Below are 20,854 nucleotides of genomic sequence, written 5' to 3' on the forward strand. Positions count from 1 at the left end.
TCATCGACCGGCGGCTTCGCCGCATTTGCGACAGTGCGCGAACCGCTTGTGGTGGTCCCGTTCAAACTCACCACCTACCTCTCGTGCCGTGGTCGTGCTGTCGAGGCGATGGTGCCGGGACCTGGCCTTCCGCGTCTGATGTCGTTTGTCGTAGTCACGCGGCCAGGGATACCGACAGTTCGGCATCGAGGGCGGCGGCAACCCGTTCGAGGGTCGTCAGTGTCGGTACTACGTCACCGGCTTCGAGGCGGCTAATCGCGTGTGGTTTCATGCCGGTTCGCCGGGCTAGCTCGGTCTGTGTCCAGCCTCGCGCTTCCCGGGCTGCGCGTACCTGGCGGCCCAGTTCGTGTGCCAGTGCGTATGCCTTCATGGCTGCCTGGTATTCGGGGGTGGCACGCTTGGCAGCCAGGGTGGTGTCGAAGTCTTTCTGCGCGTTCATGATTCGGTGTCTCCCATCGGGGCGAACGTGAGGTGGGCCGGGTCGGTGTGGTTGGTCTCGCAGACTTTGCGGGCCGTTTTCGCGCGGTCTATCTGGGCTGTCTCGCGCTGGCGGGTTTTGTGGAACACGGTCAGCAACACTGCTTTTCGGCCACCGGGGAACCAGTATGTGATGCGCGTGGCCCGGTTGCGGCTGAGTGTGAACCGGAGTTCGCGTACACCGTCCCCGAGATATCGGCAATAGGGTTCGGATAGTTCGGGGCCGTAGGTGGCAAGCAGGCCGGCTGCGAAGTCGGCGCGGGCAAGGTCGGTAGGCGACAATTCGGCGAGGAACTCACGCACCTCTGGCTCGATCTCGATCGCATACAGCACTGAACCAGGTTATCACATCAATGTGATAACCTGGTTCGAGGTTCGCCCCGACTCCGGACGGCTCTGATCGAGATCTCCAGCTCGTCGACCAGCACCGCGCGGTTCGTATGCTGGTCCGTCAGGTCCACAGGAACGCAAGACCGCAGGTTGTCACCTGCGGTCTTGTTGTATTTGCGGCAGCGTGCGAACCCGGGCTTGCAAACTGATCAGCGTTCGGGGTTCGGGACTTCCCAGAGGGCGCTGACGGGCAATGCAGGCCGGTGTGGAGCACGATGCCGGTGAGGAAATCGCTCCCAGGCGTTCGGCGAGGTGGCGGAAGTCGTCGGGGCGCACCGCGGAGGCGGCTTTGACTTCGATGCCGACGACATCGCCGCGTCGGTTCTCGAGGATGGCGTCGACCTCGACCCCGTCCTTGGTGCGGTATGGTACATCTCGACGTCCTCGGCGGACCAGGTGCGCTGGCGGGCGAGTTCCATAAGTACGAACCTCTCCAGTAACGGACCGAATCGGCCATTGGGGCGCAGCATGTTTCGCACGTCGGCGCCGACAAGATTCGCGGCGAGGCCGGAGTCGACGAAGGCGACCTTCGGGATCATCGTGGCGCGGTTGCTCGGGTTCCTCGACCAGGCCGGTATTCGTTTGATGAGGTAGACCTCTTCGAGAAGCGCCAGATAGCGTTTGACCGTTGGGGCTCCGAGCGCGAGATCGCTGCTGAGAGGTGTTCGCGAGCAGTTGTCCGGAGCGGGCTGCGACCAGTTGAGAAGTGCGCGCATCTCGGAGGCGCGCCTTGATTGCCAGCAACAGCTCGGGTGCCCGCTGAATCTCGTCCACCATCAGGTGTGGCGAGTCGACGAATCCGTCTGCCGCTGCCTCAACTGCTATCTGATTGATTTGTCGCTACCTGACTGGTTGATTCGTCGCGATAGAACCGCTGGATTGGTCGCTCCACGCGTCGTCTTCTTACAGGGCGGGTCACGATAATCGGCCCGCCGACAAGCACCGCCCGGTTCTGTTGTTTTCGGCAATGCACGAACCCGACGGGGGCGTTGTATTGCTCGCAGGTGCTGAACCGCTGCCGAGTGTGATCGCCGCGATGCTGGATTCGGTCGCAGCGAGATCGGTGCCTAGTTCGTCTCACATCAGTCGAATGGGTTGAGTATGGATATGCCCGTGTCTGCCACGTCCGCGACATTGCGGGTGACGAAGGTCCACTCGTGGACCTTGGCGGTGGCGGCGAGCAGGCCATCCAATATCGGGACGGTCCTGGGGACGTTCATTCGAGCCCATTCCTCGGCGATGTCCGCGTCGACGGCGACAATGCGATCGCGATAGGCGGTGCGCAGGGTGCCGAGCCACGATTCGAGAATCTCTGCTTGCGGCGCATCCCGGGCGCGCAGACGCTCGATACCCAACCGGATTTCGCCAAGGGTGATGGCGCTGAGGTGGAGTTGATGGGAGTGCACCCCCTCGTACCAGGCGAGCACCTTGCGGTTTGGGTTCTTTTTACGCAGTTCGGACACGATGTTGGTGTCGAGTAGAAAGCCCAAGTCAGGTCGTCCAATCGATATCGCGCGGTGTTTCGCGGCTGCGGGTCAGATCGAGATCCTCGAGACTCGGACCGGAGCGTAGGAAGTCTTTGAAATCGGCGACTTCACCACGGAGCCTTCGATATTCGGCAATGTCGATCACCACCGCAACCGCCTCGCCATGCCGCGTCACCACCTGCGGACCGTCGGTGGCGACGCTTCGGAGCAGTTCGCTGAACCGCTGCTTGGCTTCCTGGATCTGCCAGCTCATCGGTGGACCTTCCTCTGATCTAGCCTGTCTAGACAGTCTAGATTCTACCCCTGACCAACCGTTTGATCCCGTGTTCCCACGCGGATTGGGCCTGCTCTCAGCGGAGTCTGGCACGGACTACGACGTAGGACGCGGCGTAGAGGATGAGGTCGGCGGCTACCGGGATGGTGGCGATGAGGGACGGCGGGTGGACGGTCGGGCCTGCGAAGGCTGCCCATAGGACGATGGTTGCGGCGGTGGCGTAGGTGAGGGCTGCGGTCAGGCGGAAGGGGACGATCCAGCGTTGTGCGGTGTTCCAGTCGGCTGTTGAGCGTAGGTCGAGTGGGGGGCTTACTCCTGCGGCGGGGCCTTGTGGCAGGGCTCGCCGCAGGATCCGTATTACGAGTTGGGTGTTCGCGGCGGCCATCGTCAGGTAGAAGGCGGTCAGGACGGTGAGCTGGATGGTGTTCATGGTTCGGGTTCCCTCCTCGGTGCGGCGATCCTCCCGTCGCCGCTGCCGAGAACGATTCCGGGACAGGGGATCCGGGGCAATTGGCCGATGGTCGATTCGGCGGGAATCCGCAGGCACCAGGGTTGGGGCGGGTGTCCGGACCGGACGGTGCCGGGTCAGAAGACGAAGCCGCGCAGGGCCAGGAAGCGGAGGCCGCCGATTGCGGCCATGAGGGTGAGGACGGCGGTGGCCTGGGTGAGTTCGCCGAGGCCGGGGGCGCAGAAGTCGAGGGCGGCGAGGGCGGCGGTGGTGGCGAGGAGGCCGAGGACGGCGAGGCCGCCGCCTTCCCATTGGGCGGTGAACCAGGTGACGCGGGTGGTGGCGCGGAAGGTGAGGCGGCGGTGGAGTTCGTTGGCGATCATCGTGCTGACGATCGAGCCGGCGATATTGGCGATGAGGGGGCCGGTGCCGTGGATTGCCAGGAACAGCAGGAGGTAGGCGATATTGCTGGCTCCGCCGACCAGGGCGAAGCGGATGAGCTGGGCCAGGATGTGGTCGCCCCGCAGGTAGTGCATGAGCCGGGTGCGGTGGTCGGTGCGCTGTATCGGGGAGGGACCGGCCCACGCGGTGTAGGCGCCGGAGAGCAGTCCCGGGCGGGTTGTGGTCTGCAGGGCGGTCATGGTTTTCCGATCGAACGCTTGGCTTGGTCATGCCGCCGTCCGGCGACGGCTTAACTATACGTAGATGTATACGTATAATACAAGATCGATTGACCTGCGGCGATGCCCTGGGCCCGGCGCTTCCACGCCCGGAGTGCGGCTTGGGCGATGGGTATACGTAGCGGGCAGCGTCAGCTGACGGATGTGGCGCACCGGGCCGGACGGCGACAGTGGGATCACACCTTGCATCCCACTGTTCGAAGGGCGAGAACTCATGGTCTACAACGGAAATGGACGGATTCGGCGGCGTGCGGGCCGGATCGCGGCGGCGGTCGTGGCGGGTGTTGCGGGGGCGAGTCTCGCTGTCGCGTGTTCGGCCGGGACCGTCACCCATGCCGCGCCCGCCGAGGATGCGCCGCGGCCGACCGTGGTTCTCGTGCACGGGGCTTTCGCCGACGGGTCCAGTTGGAACGAGGTGATCGAGAAGTTGCGGGCGGAGCGGTATCCCGTGGTGGCGGCGGCCAATCCGCTGCGCGGTCCCGCGGAGGACGCCACCACGCTGCGCGGCCTGATCAGCCGCATCGAGGGGCCGGTCGTGCTGGTCGGGCACTCGTACGGCGGGTCTGTCATCAGTGCGGCGGCGGCCGGGAACGACAAGGTGAAGGCGCTGGTCTATGTGGCGGCGTTTCTGCCGGCGCCCGGTGAGACCGCGCTCGAGCTGACCAACAGGTTCCCGGGCTCGACGCTGCCGGGCACGCTGAATCCGGTGCCGTTCACCACGATCGGCGGTACCGCGGGCACCGATCTCTACATCCAGCAGGACAGGTTCCGTGCCCAGTTCGCGGCCGATGTCCCGGAGGATCGCGCCGCTCTCGCGGCCGCCTCGCAGCGGCCGATCGCGCAGGCGGCGCTGGAGGAGAAGGCCACCGTCGCGGCCTGGAGTGAGAAGCCCAGCTGGGACATCGTCACCACCGCGGATCTGAACATTCCGGCGGAGGCGCAGCGCTTCATGGCGGATCGGGCGCACGCGCGGGTCACGGAGGTGAATGCCTCGCATTCGGTGGCGGTTTCGCATCCGGATGTGGTCGCCGACGTGATCGAACAGGCCGCCACGGCCACCCGATGATTCCGAAACCCGAAGGCACACATCATGTCTGACGAGAACATCCAGACCTACGACGTCATCGTGCTGGGTGCGGGGCCGGTCGGCGAGAATGTCGCCGACCGCACCAGCGCCGCCGGGCTCCGCACCGTCATCGTGGAATCCGAGCTGGTGGGCGGCGAATGCTCGTACTGGGCCTGTGAACCCAGCAAGGCGCTGCTGCGGCCCGCGCTGCTGTATGGCGAGGCGGCGCGCTTCCCCGGCGTCGCGGCGGCGGTCACCGGCTCGCTGGATTCCGTTGCGGTGCTGAAACATCGGGATCGGATGTCGGCCGACTGGAACGACGCCGATCAGGTCGGCTGGCTCGAATCCGCCGGTATCGCACTGGTTCGCGGGCACGGGCGGCTGGACGGGGTGCGGCAGGTGACGGTCGCGACGCCGGACGGCGGCACGGTGCGATTGCGGGCCCGGCACGCGGTCGCGGTGTGCACGGGTACGCGGGCGGCTCTGCCGCCCCTGCCCGGCCTGGATGCGTTGCGCCCGTGGACGAGTCGTGAGGCGACCAGCGCCCGCGAGGTGCCGCGTCGTCTCGCCGTCGTGGGCGCGGGTGTGGTCGCGGTCGAGATGGCCACGGCCTGGCGGGCGCTCGGCTCCGAGGTCGTGCTCATCGCCCGGGAGCAACGTCTGCTCGCCCGGGTCGAACCGTTCGCGGCGGAGCTGGTGGCCGATCGGCTGCGGGCCGCGGGTGTCGACCTGCGCCTCGGTTCGGGTGTCGTGAGCGCGGAGCGGGCGGGCGGGCCCGACGACGGTGTCCATCTCAGCCTCACCGACGGCACCCGGATCGTCGCCGACGAGCTGTTGTTCGCGACCGGCCGCGCACCCCGCACCGACGATATCGGCTTGGAGACAGTGGGTTTGGCCTCCGGTACCTGGCTCACCACCGACGACTCCTGCACGGTGACGGCGGTCGCGGGCGACTGGTTGTACGCCGTGGGCGATGTCAACCACCGTGCGCTGCTCACCCACCAGGGCAAGTATCAGGCGCGGATCGCGGGGCGGGTGATCGCCGATCGGGCTGCGGGCCGGGAACTCGACGCCGCCCCGTGGAGTCCGCACGCCGCGACCGCCGACCTCCGCGCCGTCCCGCAGGTGGTGTTCACCGAGCCGGAGATCGCCGCCGTCGGCCTCACCACCGAGGACGCCGCGCGGGCGGGCCGCGCGGTCGATGTGGTCGACTACGACATCGGCCGGGTCGCGGGTGCGATTCAGCACGATCCGGAGTATCGGGGCCGGGCGCGCGTGCTGATCGATCCCGAGCGCGGGGTGCTGGTCGGCGCGACGTTCGCCGGGGCGGGCGTGGCCGAGCTGCTGCATTCGGCGACCATCGCCATCACCGGTGAGATCCCGGTGGAGCGACTCTGGCATGCGGTGCCGTCGTTTCCGACGATCAGTGAGGTGTGGCTGCGGCTGCTGGAGACCTATCGGGATCAGCAGTCCCGGTGACGGGAGAGACTTCGCCGCCGTGTGTGCGTCAGCGAGTACGTCATTCGACGCTCGCGGGGCACGCACGGCGGCCTTTAGCGTCGCGCCCATGACGATCACCTATGACCGGCTGTATGTCGGGGGCTCGTGGACCGAGCCCAGTGAACCGGCGCTGCTGGAGATTCTGTCCCCCCATGATCGATCGATCATCGGTGCGGCGGCGCAGGCGCAGCCCGCCGATGTGGACCGCGCGGTGACGGCGGCACATGCGGCGTTCGAGAGCCGAATCTGGCGCGGCACCCCGCCCGCCGAGCGAATCGCGGTGCTGCGCGGGTTCAATGAGTTGCGCGAGGCGCAGGCGGATCGGATCGCCGAGCTGATCACCGCCGAAAACGGTTCCGCCGCATGGTTCACGAAGGCCGGGCAGGCCGCGCTGACCCGGCAGGCGAATGCCTATCTGACGGCCGCCGAGAACTTCGACTGGGAGCGCACCCTCACCCCGTCGGATCCGGATGCGCTGGTGCGCAGTGTGGTTCGGCGCGAGCCGGTCGGCGTGGTGGCGGCGGTGATCCCGTGGAATTCGCCCTTTTCCTCGGCCACGTCGAAGATCCTGCCCGCCCTGCTCACCGGAAATACGGTGGTGCTCAAGGTGTCTCCGGAGAACTCACTGAGTATGGGCCTGCTGGCGGAGCTGGTGGATCGCATCGGCCTGCCGGACGGGGTGCTCAGCGTGCTGCCCGCGGAACGCGAGACGAGCGAGTATCTGATCTCCCACCCACTGGTGGACAAGATCGCGTTCACGGGGTCGACCGGGGCCGGTCGCCGGATCGCGGCCATCGCGGGTGCACAGCTCAAGCGGGTCAGCCTGGAGTTGGGCGGCAAGTCGGCGGCGGTGATCCTGCCGGATGCCGATCTGGACGCGGTGATGAACGGCCTGAAGTTCGGCGCACTGCTGAACAACGGGGAATCCTGCATCGCGCAGACGCGGATTCTCGCGCCGCGTGCACGCTATGACGAGGTGGTCGCGGCGCTGGCGGCGCTGGTCGAGTCCCTGCCGGTCGGTGATCCGCGCGATCCGGAGACCTTCATCGGGCCGATGGTGCGCGGTGATCAGCAGCAGCGGGTGCGCGATTACATCGAGATCGGCATCGGCGAGGGTGCGCGCCCGGTGTGCGGAGGCGCGCAGCTCCCACCCGGTCTGCGGGACGGCTTCTATGTCACGCCGACGGTTTTCGCCGATGTGACGCCGGATATGCGGATCGCGCGGGAGGAGATCTTCGGTCCGGTGCTGGTCGTCCTCGCCTACGACGATATCGACGATGCCGTCCGCATCGCCAATGATTCGGAGTACGGACTCTCCGGCGGCGTGTGGTCGGCGGATGCGGTCACGGCCATGGCGGTAGCCCGTCGAATTCGCACCGGGACGGTGACCGTGAACGGTGCGCCGGTCGGATTCGACGGGCCTTTCGGGGGTTTCAAAGCCAGCGGGATCGGCCGCGAGTACGGCGCGGTGGGCCTGGGGCAGTACACCGAGTACCAGACCATCACCGTCTGACGCCGATTCCGGTGGCGGCCTTCACATGTGGTCGGCGTCGATGATCGCCTGGGCGAACGGCCGCGGCGCTTCCTGCGGAACGTTGTGGCCGATGCCGTCGAGGACGCGGTGCTCGTAGCGGCCGGTGAACTTGCCGCGGTACGCCTTTCCGTCCTTGGCGGCCCCGTCGAAATCACTGCTGAGGGTGATGGCGGGGACCGAGATCACCGGTCCGGTGGCGAGTTGCCGTTCGTAGGCGTCGTATCGGGGTTCACCGGGCGCCAGGCTCAGCCGCCATCGGTAGTTGGAGACGACGATGTCGACGTGATCGGGGTTGTCGAAGGCGGTGGCGCTGCGGTCGTAGGTGGCGGCGTCGAAATCCCATGCGGGCGAGGCACGCTGCCAGATGAGCTTGTTGAAGTCGTGGCGGTTGCGGTCGTAGCCGAGGCGGCCGCGGTCGGTGGCGAAGTAGTACTGGTACCACCAGCCGAGTTCGGCTTCGGGTGGCAGCGGCTGCTGCTGGGCGGCCTGCTGGGTGACGATGTACCCGCTCACCGCCACCATCGCCTTGACGCGTTCCGGCCAGAGGGCGGCGATGATGTCGACAGTGCGTGCGCCCCAGTCGAATCCGCCGAGCACGGCGCGGTCGATGCGCAGCGCGTCCATGAAGTCGACGATGTCGCGGGCGATGGCCGACTGCTGCCCGTTGCGCACGGTCTGCGCGGACCGGAAGGTGGTCTCGCCGTAGCCGCGCAGGAACGGGACGAGCACCCGGTATCCGGCGTCGGCCAGCAGCGGGCCGACGTCGGCGAAACTGTAGGGATCGTAGGGCCAGCCGTGCAGCAGGATCACGGGTTGTCCGGTGGCGGGCCCGAATTCGGCGTAGGCGACGTTGAGGACGCCCGCGTCGATCTTCTTGATGGGGCCGAGGCTGGTGTGCGCGCCGGAGCCCTCGCGCAGGGCCGCCCCCGGGGTGATCGCCGTGGGCGCGGCGGTGGTCGCGGGCGCGCTCGCGGAGTCCGTGGCGCAGGCGCTGAGGGACGCCGCGGCCAGGCCCGCTACCAGCGCGCCACCGAAAAGTCGTCGTCGGTTGATGTCCATGCCGTCGACGCTAGGCAGCGCACCGGCGGCCCCGCGTGCGTCGGATGACGTAATCGGTGTCGGTGGTTCAGCTGGTCGTTTCGTCCAGGGCGGGCAGCAGTGCGGCGAGGTCGCCGCGGGAGCTGATGCCCAGCTTCGGGAAGATGCGGTGCAGGTGGGTGCTGACGGTCCGGTGCGAGAGGTAGAGCCGCTGCCCGATCTCCCGGTTGGTCAGGCCCTGCGCGGCCAGTTGCGCGATGCTCAGCTCGTGCGGGGTGAGGCGTTCGCGGGCGTCGGGGTCGCGGTTCGGGCTGGATTCACCGGCGCTGCGCAGTTCCAGCCGGGCGCGTTCACTCCACGCGGTGAAGCCGAGGGCGTCGAAAATCTCTCGGGCCGTGCGCAAATGGGTGCGGGACTCCACGACCCGGCGCTGGCGGCGCAGCCATTCGCCGTAGGCCAGGTGCAGGCGGCCGCGTTCGGCGGGCCAGCCGGTGAGGTCCGCGGCCAGTGCGGCGGCGAAGGATTCAGCGGCCGCGTCACCGGCGAGAACCGCTCGGGCATAGCGCATTCCGATGTGCAGGGCGGGCGACGGGGTGGCGGCGGCCGCCGGTTCCAGGCCGCGCAGCAGTGCGGTCATGGCGTCGGCCTGTCCGGCGCGCACGGCGGCCTCGGCCAGTTCGGTGAGGAAGTAGGCGGCCAGCGCCGGGGAATACGCGGTGTCCCGGGGATCGTGGATGCGGGCCAGATCGGTGTAGGCGTCGTCGAATCGGCCTTCGCCGAGGGCGATGAGTCCGCGGGTGAGCTGCACCGTGGCCAGGACGGGGCGTGCGCCCGCGGCCAGCCCGGTCCGTTCGGCATCCGCCGCGAGGGCGGCGGCCTCCGTGTAATCGCCTCGCAGCGCGGCGATTTCGGCCCGCACCGCGGTGACGGAGGCGTGCATGAAGGGCTGGTCGGTCTCCAGCGCGAAGGCCGCCGCCTCGGCCGCGATGGGTGCGGCGGCGGCGAGGTCGCCGAGCCGGGCCAGGCTCCAGGCCTGGATGGCCAGCGCCCGGGTCAGCAACCCCAGCTGCCCGGCGGAGCGGAATCCGGGTGCGGCCGCGCCCGCGAAGTGCGCCGCGAGGTCGAAGGCCCCGACCTGGTAGGCGGCGCTGCTGAGGAAGTGGTCGGCATCGGTGTCGCGGCCGGTGGTCGTGGCCAGGACCTTCAGGTGACGCAGCACCTGGTCGCCGCGCTCGAACGGGGCCACGATGGAGTCGATGGCGAGCCGCGCCGGATCGCCGTCCGGCATGGCGAAGGAGTCGGCGACCGCGAGTACCGCACGCCGGATGTCGGGGCCGGGTTCGGACCAGAAGCATCGCGACGCCGCCGCCCACAGGATGCGCAGTGCCGGATCGGGGTATCCGTCGGCGGCGACGGCGGCCGCGAGGGTGGCGAGTTCGCCGATGCGCGTGGGGCTTTCGCGCATGCCGTCTTCGAATCCGCTGAGCAGCCAGGACGCCGTGGCCCGCTGTCCGGCGGTGAGGGGCAGCATGCGCGCGGCGTCCACCAGTCGGTCGACGGTCTCGCGGCGGCCCGCGTCCACGGCCAGTTCGGCGGCGCGCAGCAGGCGGTCGGCGCGCCGGCCGGGGGCGAGGGTGAGGACGGCAGCGCGCTCCATGGCCTCGACCGCGCCGCCGCGATGCCGGGACCGTTCCGCGGCGTCCTCGAGGGCGGCGGCCACATCCTCGTCGGCGCCGGTGGTGCCGGATGCGCGATGCCACACCTGGCGTTCGGGCGATTCCGCGAGTGTTTCGGCGAGCGCCAGGTGTGCGCCGCGGCGTTCCTCGGCGGAGGCCGCCGCCACCAGGGCGGATCGGACCAGGGGGTGGCGGAAAGTCACTGCGCCGGAGCCGATGTCGATGAGCCGGGCGGTCACGGCGGGTGCGAGCACCTCGGTGGTCGCGGCGAATTCCGGCAGCAGTCCCGTGGCGGTGAGCCTTGCGGCGGCCGGGTCGGATTTCAGCAGAAGTCCTGCTGCCGTGAGTGTTTCGGCGGCCGAGTCGCCGTCGTTGAGGGCGGCGACCAGCAGGGCCGTCCGGGTCGGGGCGGGCAGGGTCGCGCCGCGGGTGGAGAAGGCCTGTTCGAGGCGTTCGGTCAGCGGCAGGCCCGCTGCCGCTTCCGTGAGATCGGCTGCCGCCGTGGGCAGTTCGGTCAGTGCGAGGGGGTTGCCGTGGGATTCGGCGAGCACCCGGTGGCGGGCCGGGGCGGGCAGGTCCGGGGCGATGGCGTCGAGCAGGGCGTTCGCATCGCCGTCGGTGAGCGGCCCGAGTCGCATGACGGTCAGTCCGGTGGCGCTCAGTGGTGAGCTCGCGCCGTCGCGCCGGGTGGCGAGCAGGGCCACGGGTTCGGAGTCGATGCGGCGGGCGACGAAGGCGAGCACCTCGGCGCTGGCGAGGTCGAGCCACTGCACGTCCTCGGCGACGAGCAGTAGCGGCCGGTCGGCGGCGGTGTCGGCGAGCAGGGTCAGGGCGGCGAGGCCGACCAGGTGCACGCTCGGCTCGTCGGTGCTGTCCGACATGCCCAGAGCGGTTGCCAGCGCCTCGAATTGGCGGGTGGGCAGGGCGTCGAAGCCGCGGCGCAGTGGATACAGCAGACGGTGCAGTCCGGCGAAGACGAGCGTGCTCTCGGCTTCCACTCCGGCGGTGCGCAGCACGCGCACTCCGGCGGTGGAGGCGGTGGCGACGGTCTGCTCGACCAGCGTGGACTTCCCGATGCCGGGTTCGCCCTCGATGAGGATGCCGCTGCGTTCGCCGGGCCGGTCCACGAGTGCGGACAGATCTTTCAGTTCGATGTCGCGTCCGAACAACGGCATGGTGCCCAACCTCCTCCGGACCCCGTGAGGATAGGCGGGCCCCGCGGCGACCCTACCGAAACTGGATTACGTCAAGACAGCGTCATCTGACAGATTCGGCGGGCCGTCCCCGGCGGCGAGGGTATTCCCATGGCTACCGTTCGCTTTCACCTGATGTCCACCCTGTCCCCCGCCGAGGTCATGGCTGTGCTGACCGACTTCGGCCCGGCCCGCCCCGAACTCTGGCCGACCATCGACGCCGAGCACTTCGTGGTTCACGAGCGCGGCGAGAACTGGGCCGAGGTCACCGAGGGCACCGCCGCCGCCTGGGAGCGCGCCCGCTACGACTGGGATCCGGCCGGGAACACCGTCACCATCACCACGCTGGACTCCAAACTGTTCGGCGCGGGCGGCGGCTGGGTCTTCCGTGTCACGCCCGAGCCGGCCGGCAGCCGGGTCGATGTCGAACTGACCCGCACCCCGCGGGCGTTCAAGGGCAAGCTCCTGGCGGCTCTGCTGCCCCTGGTCGGTCCGTCCGCACTGCGCAAATCCTTCGCGGCCCCGCTGCGGGCGGCGTGATGTCGTTCTCGCACAGACGATCCGGCCCGCTCCCTTCGATCCGGAAGCCCCCTGCAATGGCCTCGCGCGCAACCGAAAGACCGCCCCTCGCCGAACTGTTCGTCTGCGGACCGGTGGCCATGCTGATCTGGTCGGAGACCGCCCTGCGGGAGGGGCGCGGACCGGCGGCGCCGGCCCGCTGCCTGGTCGATACTCCTACTTCGCGGGGGTGAACGGCTGGTTGATCGTGGTGAAGTACTGGGCCGCGGCGGCGATGGTCACCGGGGCGATGATCAGGATTTGACCGGCGACGGTGCCGAGGGCGCCGATCGCCGCGATTCCGCCGAGGCAGCCCACGGCCGCCGCGGGCAGGAAGGGGCCGAAGAGTCCGGCGATGGTCGCGGCGGCGACGGTGGCGCCCGCGATCGCGCCCAGTACGCAACCCACTGCGGCGCCGCCGATTCCGCCGACCAGCGCTCCGACGCTGACGCCCAGGCCGATGGTGCTTGCCATGCGGGCCCAGGCGGCCTGTTCGCGTTCGTAGGGGGAGCGCCATCCGGCCTGGTCCTCGTAGGGCAGCGCCACCGGCTGGTAGGTGGCCGCGGCCGGGTCCAGGCGCGGGGTGAGGACCGCGGTGCGGCCGCTGATCTCGGCGGCGATGGGGAAGACGAAATCGTCTACGCGGAAGGACAATTCGGTGCCCGCGACCACGGTGCCGTCGGGGGCCTGGATGGTGAGCACGCCGTCGGTGACCCGCGGGGTGCCGGAGCCGAGGGTGATGGTGGTGGAGACGGGGTCGATCGTGGCGGTGTAGGCGATGGGTGCGGGGCCGGCGGGCGCGGCGTGTGCGGTGGCCGCGCCGATTCCGACGGTGGCGGTGATCAGGGCGGCGGTTACGGCGGCGGCAGGGGTGCGACGGGACACGATGATGGTTCCTCTGACTGTGCGAAATGTCTTGGGAGCGGGGCTTGCTCGTTGCGGCTCACTGTCCGCGCACCGCCTGACAGCGCCCTGACATTCCGCTGACACCGACCGGCACACCGTCGCGGTCGAGTGCGGTATCCGGGGGCGTGGAACCGCTCCCCGGATCCGGGTCGTATCAGAGGCTTGTCACACCGATCGGGGTTTCACCCGCATGAGCGTGAAATCCATGGGCAGCTGCTGTGTTTCGCACAGGTCGAGGCCGACGGCGGCGAACAGGTCGCGGTAGTGGGCGAGGGTGCGCTCGCGGCCGCCGACATTGCACAGCATGTGCACGTCCCAGGCGGGGGCCAGGGAGGGGGCGCTGCTGTCCGGGAGCAGGCGTTCGACCACGTACAGCTCCGCGTGGGCGGGCATGGCGGCGGCGCAGGTGGCCAGGATGCGGTGACATCGGTCGTCATCCCAGTCGTGCAGGACGCGCGAGAGCAGGTAGATGTCGCCGCCGGTGGGCACCGATCGGGTGAAATCGCCTGCCACCAGCTCACATCGGGACAGGCATCCGGCGCGGTCGAGGGCGGGGCGCGCGGTGGTGAGGGTGGCCTCGCGTTCGAAGAGGATGCCGTGCAGGTGGGGTGCGGCGCGCAGCAGGCAGGCGAGCAGGGCGCCGTTGCCGCCCGCGATATCGACGACGGTGTGCGCGGGAGTGAGGTCGATCAGGTCGGTGACCTGTCCGAAGATGCTCGCGCTGGCGGCCATCGCGGAGTCGAACAGTTCCGCGCTCGCGGGGGTGGCGGTGAAGTACTCGAAGTGGTGGCTGCCGAAGTAGTGGTCGAAGCCGGGGCGGCCGGTGCGCAGGGAGTGGTCGAGGTGCGCGAAGGATTGGTAGAAGGCCCCGCCGTAGAGCAGCGCGATCGGGTGCAGGGATTGGTCCGCGGATTCGGCGAGCAGCCGGCCGGTGTCGGTGAGCTCGTAGCCGTCGTCTCGGGTGCGGACGATGCCGAGGTCGGCGAGGTAGCGGAGCAGGCGGTGCAGGCTGTCGCCGTCGGTGCCGGTACTGAGCGCGAGGTCGGTCACCGAACTGCCGGGGCGGGCGGCCAGCCGGTCGGCCACACCCAGTGCCGCGGTGGCGGAGAGGGCCTGGGTCGCCCAGGCGCCGGTGAGTAGTCGGAGCAGGCGGGTGCGCGGGTCGTCGGCCTCGGCCAGGTGGGCGGACAGCATGCCGGGGTGGTCGCCCGCGATGTGCAGTTCGAGCCGCTGGTAGGGCCGGTCGGTCGCGTCGGCGCGGAAGTACAGCACGGTCAGGTCCTCGTGGTCGTTGTATCCGCCACCGTCACTGTGCATTCCGGCGCGCCTGGTGAGCAGGGCGCGCAGTCCGGCGATCTCCACCTCGTCGACGGTGGTGACGGCCAGGCCGAGATGCTGTTCGTGCGCGGCGGCGCGTTCGAGGGCGGCGATATTCTCCGAATCCGGATCGGCTGTCGGCAGGCTGGCGAAAATCTCTATGTCGCAGTGCTTTCCGTCGCGGCTGAGTACCGGCGCGCGGACGATGCGCACATCCATCCGGTCCGCGGTGCGCCCGTGTCGTTGCGCCAGCCGTCGCCGCACCACCACGCTGGGCACGGACGGTCCCGCGACCAGCCCGCGATCGGCTAAGGCCCCGGATAACTCGGTCAGGCCGTGGGGGAACACCAGGACCGCGGTGTGCGAGAACCGGCATCTCCCGGCGACGGCCAGTCTTTCGGCGATGGTCAAGGTGGGCAGCACGGCTGCCAGGGCCGCGGCGGTGTCGTGCGTACGCACGAATTCCGCCGCCGCGTCCATGCGGGCGAGGTCGATCGCATCCATCCGGGCAGGTACCGCCAGCGAGCGAGACACGCTTTCTCCCTAGTGAATTCAGATGCCGACGTAGTTATCAGCGAAGAAGTGCCGATGGCTTTCCGAAGTGGCGAGACTGTGCAGCCGGGCGCTCCGCAGCATCCGCTGGTAGGCGGCCTCGGGGTCGTCCGGTGCGGGTGGGTGCAGCAGGTCGATCATCCAGTGCGAGAACTCCTGGGCCCGCCGGATCAACGGCAGGCAGTCGGCCGAATAGCGGTGCAGCGCCGTCTCGTCGCCGGTGTGCACGGCGGTGGTGAGCGCCCGCGCCAGCAGCCGGGCTTCGGCGATGGCGAGGTTCGCGCCCTTGGCCGCGGACGGGCTGATCGAGGTGGCGGCGTCACCGGCGAGCAGCAGCCGCCCGTGCTGGATCGGGTCGAGGATCTCCGAGCGCAGCCGGACCAGTCCGCGTTCGAGGATCGGCCCGCGCGCGGGTGCGCCGTACCGCGGGGCGTCCAGGCGTCGGTCGAGTTCGGCCCAGATCCGCTGCTCGTCCCAATCGTCCACGCCCGCAGCGGGATCGCACTGCAGGTAGTAGCGGGTGACGTCCGGGCTGCGCGGCATCTGCCCCGCGAAGCCGTCGCCGTGCACGCCGTACAGGACGCTGTGCGAGGTGGGCGGGGCCTGGACGAGCAGGGCGAGCCAGGTGATGCCGTGGTCGCGTACGGCGGTGGCGGCGGGCACGGCGCTTCTGGCGATACCGCGCGCGCCGTCGCAGCCGGCGAGATAGCGTGCCTCGTACCGGGTTTCGGCGCCGCGGGCGTCGCGGAGCAGGGCCCACGGCCGTTCCTCGTGCAGGCCGCCGATCGCCGTCGCGGTGGTGTCGAACAGAATTCTTCCGCCACGCCGCAATAATTCTGCGATCAAATCCGTCACCAGCAGCTGCTGCGGGTATACGGTATGCACACGGCCGCGACCGAGCTCGCTGTAGCGCAGTTCCACTCGGCCCGCGGCACTGCGGAACTCACAGCGGTCATGGGTGCGCCCGGCATGGCGGAGCCCGTGGTCGAGGCCGTGCGCGCGCAGCACGTCCACACTGTCGGGCGAGAGGAATCCGGCGCGAGCGCGCTGCTCGACATGCGCTCGGCCACGTCTTTCGACGACGACGCAGTCGACACCGGCGGCGCACAGCAGATTGGCCAGCACCAGGCCCGCTGGGCCCGCACCCAGGACGAGCACCGCTGTGGCAGGGATGTTCGTTCCCACAGGCACCGGCCAAACCTAGAGCAACCGTCACTCCAGAACCCGGTAGGGCGGGACCGCGTGTCCGCCTGCGCCACAAGGGGTTTCCGATTTGGTCCAATTGTCACTTTTGGTGCATTTCTTCGGATCGGGGTGGCCGGAGCAACGCCCTACCCCATCCACCCGGCGGCATCCGTATGCTGTGCGCGGGCGGGGGCTCGAATACCGAAGACCGGGAGGAAGTTTGAAGTTGCACATGATCGGACGGCTCGGAGTCGCCGCGCTGGCGGGTGCCAGCGTGCTGGCGCTGGCGGGATGCGGCAGCGACGACAAGCCCGCGACCAAGGCCAAGACGACGACCACGACGAAAGCGACAGCGGCGGCGAACACCCCGCCGGTGCCCACCGTCGCCGAGCTGAACCAGGAGCTCACGGACACGCTGAATCCGGCTGTGCCGGACGCGCAGAAGGTCGCCAACTTCGAGGACGGCGAAGCCGCGCTGGCCAAGGATCCGGAGATGATCAGCAAGCTGGTCACCGCCTACCAGCAGAACAACGTCACCATTCAGGTCACCGACGTCACCTCGCTGGGTGACGCGCTGTCCGCGTCGGCGAACGTCTCCATCAACGGCGGCGCGCCCTCGGTCGTCACCGTGCCCTTCGTCGCGCAGGACGGCAAGTGGAAGCTCCAGAAGGCGTGGGCCTGCGCGGGATTGCAGAACCTGGGCCAGGCCTCCCCCGCCTGCGACTGAGCGCCGACCAGGTTCGAGAGCGGATTGCGGGTCATCGTCCTCCTCCGTGTTCCGCTGCCGGAGCACCGTGTTCCAGCAGCCGGGAGAACGATGACGCGCACCGCTGACAGCCGCCCGACAGCACGCCGACAGCGCCGGGCGCGATCTTCGGTAACGGACCGGTCCCGGCCGATCGCGGGCGCGACCGAATAGATACCCACTCCACAGCAACAACTCAGGGAATTCGGGCACGATCCGAAGCCGGGAGAGGTTGACTAGGGAGTGCGCCGGTGGGCAGTTCCGGCGAAGCAGAGTCCGAGGAGGTCGGGCCTATGGATTTCGCAGCCATCGACGTGGGACCTACCGAAGTCATGGCCAGGCCCGGGATGCCGCAATTGGCCGAGGTCACCGGCCGCGCCGTGAGCCGGCGCGGACGGCGCAGCGTCAACGCGGATTCCTATGCGGCGGCGACCGATCCAACCACCGGGCGCACCGCCTTCGCCGTGGCCGACGGCGTCGGCGACCATCTGGCGGCGGCCCGCGCCGCGCGCCTGGTGGCCGCGACGGCCGCCCGGGTGGCGGCGGTCGACGGCGCACGCGCGGGAATCCTTGCCGCACAACGGGAGCTGCTACGCGACCTACCCGAGTCCAAGGCGGACTGCGTGGTCGTGGTCGCGGTCCTGCCCGCGGCCGGACATCCGGACGGCCCCTGCGACATCGCCTGGATCGGCGACTGCCGCGCCTACCGCTGGAACGGGCGCACCCTGCACCAGATCACCACCGATCACACTGTGGCCGAATACTTCCGGGCCCGCGGCCGGCAACCCACGGCACGCATGGGCCATCTGGTCACCACCTCCGCCCGCACCGTGAAGCCCGAGGAGATCGGCTGCGCGGCAACGGGTTCCAGCGCCGGTCGGCTGCTGCTCTGCTCCGACGGCGCGCACAAGCTCCTCGACATCGCCGCGATCAAGGCCATTCTGGCGGCGGATCTGCCGCCCGGCCCCACCGCCGAGGCGCTGACCGATACCGCCCTGCGCCTCGGCAGCACCGACAACACCACCGCGTTCGTCATCGACGCGCGGCGGCTGTCACCGCCCCGGGGTTAGCTGCTCCAGCGTCGGCACGACCACACCGAAGAGATCGGCGATGGTGGTGAGGGCCGCGGTCTGCAGCACCTCGGCCGGGACGGTGCCGCCGTCGGGGCCGGGCAGCGGACGAGTCGCGGTGGCCTCGGCGACGACCGTCGGACGGTAGCCGAGGTGGAAGGCGCCCTGGGCGGTGAACTGGACGCACATGTGGGTCATGAAACCAGCGAGCACCAGGTTCTCCCCCGCGCCGAGGTCGCGCAGGGTGGCCTCCAGGGTGGTGTCGTGGAAGCCGTTCGGCACGGTTTTCACCACGACGGGTTCACCGGGCAGCGGGGCGACGGGATCGCTGATCGCGCCGATGTCGGCCCGGATGTCGTAGGGGCCGCCGGGGCCGCCGTCGTTGACGATGTGCACGACGGGGCGGCCCAGGGCGCGGGCGGCGGCGAGCAGGCGGGCGGCGGCTTCGAGGGTCCGCTCGGCCTCTGGCAGCGCCATGACCCCGGTGCGATAGGTGTTCTGGAAGTCGATCAGCACCAGGGTGGCGTCGGACAGTTCGGCGGGCCGGTTGTCGAGGCCGCTGACGGTGCGCAGAGTCGGTGAGGCAGTGGTCATTTCGGGTTCTCCTGCGTCGAGGGTGATCAGTTGCCGGCGGTGGACTGGCAGGCCGAGACCGTGAGGGCGATACCGGCGAGGGTGAGGGTCGTGCGGGCGAAGCGGTGCATACGAGCTCCTGAGCGGGGGTTTTCGGTACGGCATCCACGATCGCGCGGACCGCGGGCGCTCGACAGTGGCTCGCGCGCCTACAATCGACGGAATTGGGCCAACTCGGTGCGGGAGTATTGCTGTGGATGTGATCGCGGTCGTCGGATTCGACGGGATCAATCCGTTCCACCTGTCCGTACCGTGCCTGGTCTTCGGGGCGGAGCAGCCCTCTCCCGAACTGCCGCCGTGTGAGATCCGGGTGTGCACGCCCGACGCCGCGCCGATCGTCACGACCGCCGGATTCAGCGTGTCCACCGGCTTCGGGCTGGACGAGGTGGCGGGCGCGTCCATGGTGATCGTGCCCAGCTGGCCGGATCCCGAGCTACCGGCCCCGGCCGAGATCGTGGACGCCGTGCGCACCGCGCACGACAGCGGAGCCCGGGTGGTCGGACTCTGCCTGGGGGCGTTCGTGGTCGCCGACACCGGACTGCTGGCAGGCCGCCCGGCGGCCACCCACTGGAAGTGGGCCGACGTGTTCGCCCGCCGCTTCCCCGAGGTGCTGCTGGATCGCGAATCCCTCTATGTCGACGACGGCGATATCGTCACCTCGGCGGGCACCACGGCCGCCATCGACACCTGCCTGCATCTGCTGCGCGGTCAGCACGGCGCGGAACTCGCGAACAAGGTCGCGCGCCGGCTGGTCACGCCGCCGCATCGCGCGGGCGGGCAGGCGCAGTTCATCGAACACCCCTTGCCCGCAACGGGTTCGCGGCATCCGCTGGCGGAAACGCTGCGCTGGGCCATCGAACAGCTCGGCTCCGACCTGACCGTCGACCGGCTGGCCGAGCACGCCAATATGAGCCGCCGCAGCTTCACCCGGCACTTCCGGAAAACGGTGGGGGACAGCGTGAGTGCGTGGATCGCCACCCAGCGCATCGTCATGGCGCAGCGCCTGCTGGAGACCGGTGACTACACGATCGAGCGGATCGCCGATCAGTGCGGGTTCGGCAGCGCGGTCACCATGCGGGAACAGTTCTCCCGCGCGCTCGGCACGACACCCTCGGCGTATCGGCGCACCTTCCAGGGGCCGGGCGCGCGCCCGCTGCCCTGATGGGGGCGGTTATGTCCCAGACAATTCCAGCTTTCATCAGGCGGTATGCGAGAGTTCCCCGGTTGCCGCCAGACCCACCAGTTCCTCGAATCGGGCCAGCACCTTCTGGTGGTACATCTCGAAGAGATCCTCGAACAGGGCGACCTGCGATTCGCTCGGGCCGGTCTCCGATTCCCAGACGGCCAGCAGCGCGCGCCAGACCAGCACGTGCAGATCCGGGCCCGCGGCGTAATAGGCGGCGACCGCCTCGGGAACGTCGAGCACCATTTCGCCGATCGAATTCAGCATGGCCCGCTGCATTCCGCCGTCGAGCGCGGTGAGAATCCTTCGCACCAGCCCCAATTCGATGGCGAGAAAACGGGACAGATCCGGATCCGATTCCTTGGCAAGGGTTTCCAGCTCGTCGACGCTCGCCTTCAGCGATTCCGGGGCAATTCCGCCGCCGCTCTCGGTGTAGTCGATGAGGGCGTTCAGCACGAGGGCGCGTTCCTCGGCGAGGATCCCGGCGAACATCTCGGCGGCGAGGTCGGGGGTGGCCATCGAGAGCCGGAACAGGCGGCGGTAGACCTGCACGCCGCCCTCGCGGCGGATATCGCGGACCACGAAACCCTTGCCGCGGTGCGCGTCGGCGAAGCCGTAGGACTCCACCCGGGCCAGCACCAGCTGCGCCGTGGCGCGGTTCATCTCGAACTCGTCGGCGACCTCGCGCACCGAGGGCATCAGGTCGCCCGGCGCGTACGTGCCGGAGACGACGCGATGCGCCAGCTCGTCCGCGACATCGGCGACCACTGTCCGATCACCCATCACACCATCCTTTCGACACTGCGCAGTTACGTCTGAGACAGTCTAACGCGAGAGGGGCAAACCGCTGGAATATCGGGCCCGTGTAACTGGCCACATGTCCGAAATTCGATTCGGCACGATCGGCCGGTAGCGGCCCGGATCCGGCGGCGGCGGAAATGC

At 69.3% G+C, this 20,854-nt stretch carries 22 protein-coding genes and 1 pseudogene; 8 read left to right on the plus strand and 15 right to left on the minus strand.

The window, feature by feature from the left end; genetic code table 11:
• Positions 1-154 precede the first annotated feature (154 nt).
• The 3 genes from JK358_RS13230 to JK358_RS40780 form a co-directional block, all read right to left on the minus strand.
• Entirely contained in the window at positions 155-439 is a 285-nt protein-coding gene (locus JK358_RS13230) for a helix-turn-helix domain-containing protein (RefSeq protein ID WP_232851032.1), read from the minus strand.
• Entirely contained in the window at positions 436-810 is a 375-nt protein-coding gene (locus JK358_RS13235; RefSeq protein ID WP_201947343.1) for a type II toxin-antitoxin system RelE/ParE family toxin, read from the minus strand. The genes JK358_RS13230 and JK358_RS13235 overlap by 4 nt, the downstream gene beginning before the upstream one ends.
• Positions 811-960: 150 nt before the next feature.
• Positions 961-1,200, minus strand: coding sequence for a hypothetical protein (locus JK358_RS40780; RefSeq protein WP_504739713.1), 240 nt, complete (start codon positions 1,198-1,200; stop codon positions 961-963).
• On the opposite strand from JK358_RS40780, the gene JK358_RS40785 reads away from it, so the two are divergent.
• Entirely contained in the window at positions 1,120-1,461 is a 342-nt protein-coding gene (locus tag JK358_RS40785) for a hypothetical protein (RefSeq protein WP_232851263.1), read from the plus strand. The genes JK358_RS40780 and JK358_RS40785 overlap by 81 nt on opposite strands.
• On the opposite strand, the pseudogene JK358_RS40790 reads toward JK358_RS40785, so the two are convergent.
• The 5 genes and pseudogenes from JK358_RS40790 to JK358_RS13260 form a co-directional block, all read right to left on the minus strand.
• A pseudogene (locus JK358_RS40790) lies at positions 1,407-1,583 on the minus strand (DUF8612 domain-containing protein); the annotation flags it as partial. The gene JK358_RS40785 and the pseudogene JK358_RS40790 overlap by 55 nt on opposite strands.
• A 366-nt stretch (positions 1,584-1,949) precedes the next feature.
• Complete coding sequence (locus JK358_RS13245) at positions 1,950-2,357, minus strand: type II toxin-antitoxin system VapC family toxin (protein ID WP_269811810.1); 408 nt, start codon at positions 2,355-2,357, stop codon at positions 1,950-1,952.
• Between the two features lies 1 nt (position 2,358).
• Positions 2,359-2,607 carry a type II toxin-antitoxin system Phd/YefM family antitoxin gene (locus tag JK358_RS13250; protein ID WP_201947352.1) on the minus strand — a complete coding sequence of 83 codons (249 nt, stop codon included), beginning with the start codon at positions 2,605-2,607 and terminating at the stop codon, positions 2,359-2,361.
• A 97-nt stretch (positions 2,608-2,704) separates the two neighbouring features.
• A complete protein-coding gene (locus tag JK358_RS13255; RefSeq protein ID WP_201947355.1) occupies positions 2,705-3,058 on the minus strand; it encodes a hypothetical protein in 354 nt (117 codons plus the stop codon).
• A gap of 155 nt (positions 3,059-3,213) precedes the next feature.
• Entirely contained in the window at positions 3,214-3,717 is a 504-nt protein-coding gene (locus JK358_RS13260; RefSeq protein WP_201947357.1) for a GtrA family protein, read from the minus strand.
• A 253-nt stretch (positions 3,718-3,970) separates the two neighbouring features.
• Here JK358_RS13260 and JK358_RS13265 point away from each other — a divergent pair, with 253 nt between their 5' ends.
• From JK358_RS13265 to JK358_RS13275, 3 genes are all read left to right on the plus strand, one after another.
• A complete protein-coding gene (locus JK358_RS13265) occupies positions 3,971-4,822 on the plus strand; it encodes an alpha/beta fold hydrolase (RefSeq protein WP_201947359.1) in 852 nt (283 codons plus the stop codon).
• Between the two features lie 24 nt (positions 4,823-4,846).
• Complete coding sequence (locus JK358_RS13270) at positions 4,847-6,301, plus strand: dihydrolipoyl dehydrogenase family protein (RefSeq protein ID WP_201947362.1); 1,455 nt, start codon at positions 4,847-4,849, stop codon at positions 6,299-6,301.
• A gap of 88 nt (positions 6,302-6,389) precedes the next feature.
• A complete protein-coding gene (locus JK358_RS13275; protein ID WP_201947365.1) occupies positions 6,390-7,835 on the plus strand; it encodes an aldehyde dehydrogenase in 1,446 nt (481 codons plus the stop codon).
• 21 nt (positions 7,836-7,856) lie between these two features.
• Here the strand turns inward: JK358_RS13275 and JK358_RS13280 are convergent, their stop codons facing one another.
• The gene (locus tag JK358_RS13280; protein WP_201947367.1) at positions 7,857-8,915 is read right to left on the minus strand and encodes an alpha/beta fold hydrolase; all 1,059 of its coding nucleotides are present in this window, start codon (positions 8,913-8,915) and stop codon (positions 7,857-7,859) included.
• A 67-nt stretch (positions 8,916-8,982) separates the two neighbouring features.
• The gene (locus JK358_RS13285; protein WP_201947370.1) at positions 8,983-11,745 is read right to left on the minus strand and encodes an ATP-binding protein; all 2,763 of its coding nucleotides are present in this window, start codon (positions 11,743-11,745) and stop codon (positions 8,983-8,985) included.
• 129 nt (positions 11,746-11,874) lie between these two features.
• On the opposite strand from JK358_RS13285, the gene JK358_RS13290 reads away from it, so the two are divergent.
• A complete protein-coding gene (locus tag JK358_RS13290; protein WP_201947372.1) occupies positions 11,875-12,303 on the plus strand; it encodes an SRPBCC family protein in 429 nt (142 codons plus the stop codon).
• Between the two features lie 195 nt (positions 12,304-12,498).
• Here JK358_RS13290 and JK358_RS13295 read toward each other — a convergent pair whose 3' ends face one another.
• The 3 genes from JK358_RS13295 to JK358_RS13305 all read right to left on the minus strand — a co-directional run bounded on the left by JK358_RS13295 (position 12,499) and on the right by JK358_RS13305 (position 16,287).
• Positions 12,499-13,206, minus strand: coding sequence for a DUF8020 domain-containing protein (locus tag JK358_RS13295; protein WP_201947374.1), 708 nt, complete (start codon positions 13,204-13,206; stop codon positions 12,499-12,501).
• A 186-nt stretch (positions 13,207-13,392) separates the two neighbouring features.
• On the minus strand, positions 13,393-15,078 hold the full coding sequence (locus tag JK358_RS13300) for a methyltransferase (RefSeq protein ID WP_201947376.1): 1,686 nt from the start codon (positions 15,076-15,078) through the stop codon (positions 13,393-13,395).
• Between the two features lie 18 nt (positions 15,079-15,096).
• The gene (locus JK358_RS13305) at positions 15,097-16,287 is read right to left on the minus strand and encodes a 4-hydroxybenzoate 3-monooxygenase (RefSeq protein ID WP_201947378.1); all 1,191 of its coding nucleotides are present in this window, start codon (positions 16,285-16,287) and stop codon (positions 15,097-15,099) included.
• 214 nt (positions 16,288-16,501) lie between these two features.
• On the opposite strand from JK358_RS13305, the gene JK358_RS13310 reads away from it, so the two are divergent.
• Together JK358_RS13310 and JK358_RS13315 are read left to right on the plus strand one after the other, a co-directional pair.
• Entirely contained in the window at positions 16,502-17,008 is a 507-nt protein-coding gene (locus JK358_RS13310) for a WKL family lipoprotein (RefSeq protein ID WP_201947380.1), read from the plus strand.
• 311 nt (positions 17,009-17,319) lie between these two features.
• Positions 17,320-18,096, plus strand: coding sequence for a PP2C family protein-serine/threonine phosphatase (locus tag JK358_RS13315; RefSeq protein WP_232851264.1), 777 nt, complete (start codon positions 17,320-17,322; stop codon positions 18,094-18,096).
• Here JK358_RS13315 and JK358_RS13320 read toward each other — a convergent pair.
• Positions 18,079-18,690, minus strand: a complete 612-nt coding sequence (locus tag JK358_RS13320; protein ID WP_201947382.1) for an isochorismatase family protein — start codon at positions 18,688-18,690, stop codon at positions 18,079-18,081. The two genes, JK358_RS13315 and JK358_RS13320, sit on opposite strands and share 18 nt — an antisense overlap.
• A 232-nt stretch (positions 18,691-18,922) precedes the next feature.
• Between JK358_RS13320 and JK358_RS13325 the strand changes: the two genes are divergently transcribed.
• Positions 18,923-19,891 (plus strand): GlxA family transcriptional regulator, encoded by a 969-nt coding sequence (locus tag JK358_RS13325; RefSeq protein WP_201947384.1) that lies wholly within the window; start codon positions 18,923-18,925, stop codon positions 19,889-19,891.
• A 36-nt stretch (positions 19,892-19,927) separates the two neighbouring features.
• Here JK358_RS13325 and JK358_RS13330 read toward each other — a convergent pair whose 3' ends face one another.
• Entirely contained in the window at positions 19,928-20,695 is a 768-nt protein-coding gene (locus tag JK358_RS13330; RefSeq protein ID WP_201947385.1) for a GntR family transcriptional regulator, read from the minus strand.
• Positions 20,696-20,854: the final 159 nt, after the last annotated feature.

The organism is Nocardia acididurans (assembly GCF_016741815.1).
GTDB lineage: Bacteria > Actinomycetota > Actinomycetes > Mycobacteriales > Mycobacteriaceae > Nocardia > Nocardia acididurans.

Excerpts from the sequence above, each read along its gene's own strand:
- JK358_RS13230 (WP_232851032.1), bottom strand. The coding sequence starts at position 439 with ATGAACGCGCAGAAAGACTTCGACACCACCCTGGCTGCCAAGCGTGCC.
- JK358_RS13315 (WP_232851264.1), top strand. The coding sequence starts at position 17,320 with ATGGATTTCGCAGCCATCGACGTGGGACCTACCGAAGTCATGGCCAGG.
- JK358_RS13270 (WP_201947362.1), top strand. The coding sequence starts at position 4,847 with ATGTCTGACGAGAACATCCAGACCTACGACGTCATCGTGCTGGGTGCG.
- JK358_RS13320 (WP_201947382.1), bottom strand. The coding sequence starts at position 18,690 with ATGACCACTGCCTCACCGACTCTGCGCACCGTCAGCGGCCTCGACAAC.
- JK358_RS13280 (WP_201947367.1), bottom strand. The coding sequence starts at position 8,915 with ATGGACATCAACCGACGACGACTTTTCGGTGGCGCGCTGGTAGCGGGC.
- JK358_RS13255 (WP_201947355.1), bottom strand. The coding sequence starts at position 3,058 with ATGAACACCATCCAGCTCACCGTCCTGACCGCCTTCTACCTGACGATG.
- JK358_RS13275 (WP_201947365.1), top strand. The coding sequence starts at position 6,390 with ATGACGATCACCTATGACCGGCTGTATGTCGGGGGCTCGTGGACCGAG.
- JK358_RS13250 (WP_201947352.1), bottom strand. The coding sequence starts at position 2,607 with ATGAGCTGGCAGATCCAGGAAGCCAAGCAGCGGTTCAGCGAACTGCTC.
- JK358_RS13265 (WP_201947359.1), top strand. The coding sequence starts at position 3,971 with ATGGTCTACAACGGAAATGGACGGATTCGGCGGCGTGCGGGCCGGATC.
- JK358_RS13260 (WP_201947357.1), bottom strand. The coding sequence starts at position 3,717 with ATGACCGCCCTGCAGACCACAACCCGCCCGGGACTGCTCTCCGGCGCC.
- JK358_RS13285 (WP_201947370.1), bottom strand. The coding sequence starts at position 11,745 with ATGCCGTTGTTCGGACGCGACATCGAACTGAAAGATCTGTCCGCACTC.
- JK358_RS13290 (WP_201947372.1), top strand. The coding sequence starts at position 11,875 with ATGGCTACCGTTCGCTTTCACCTGATGTCCACCCTGTCCCCCGCCGAG.
- JK358_RS13330 (WP_201947385.1), bottom strand. The coding sequence starts at position 20,695 with ATGGGTGATCGGACAGTGGTCGCCGATGTCGCGGACGAGCTGGCGCAT.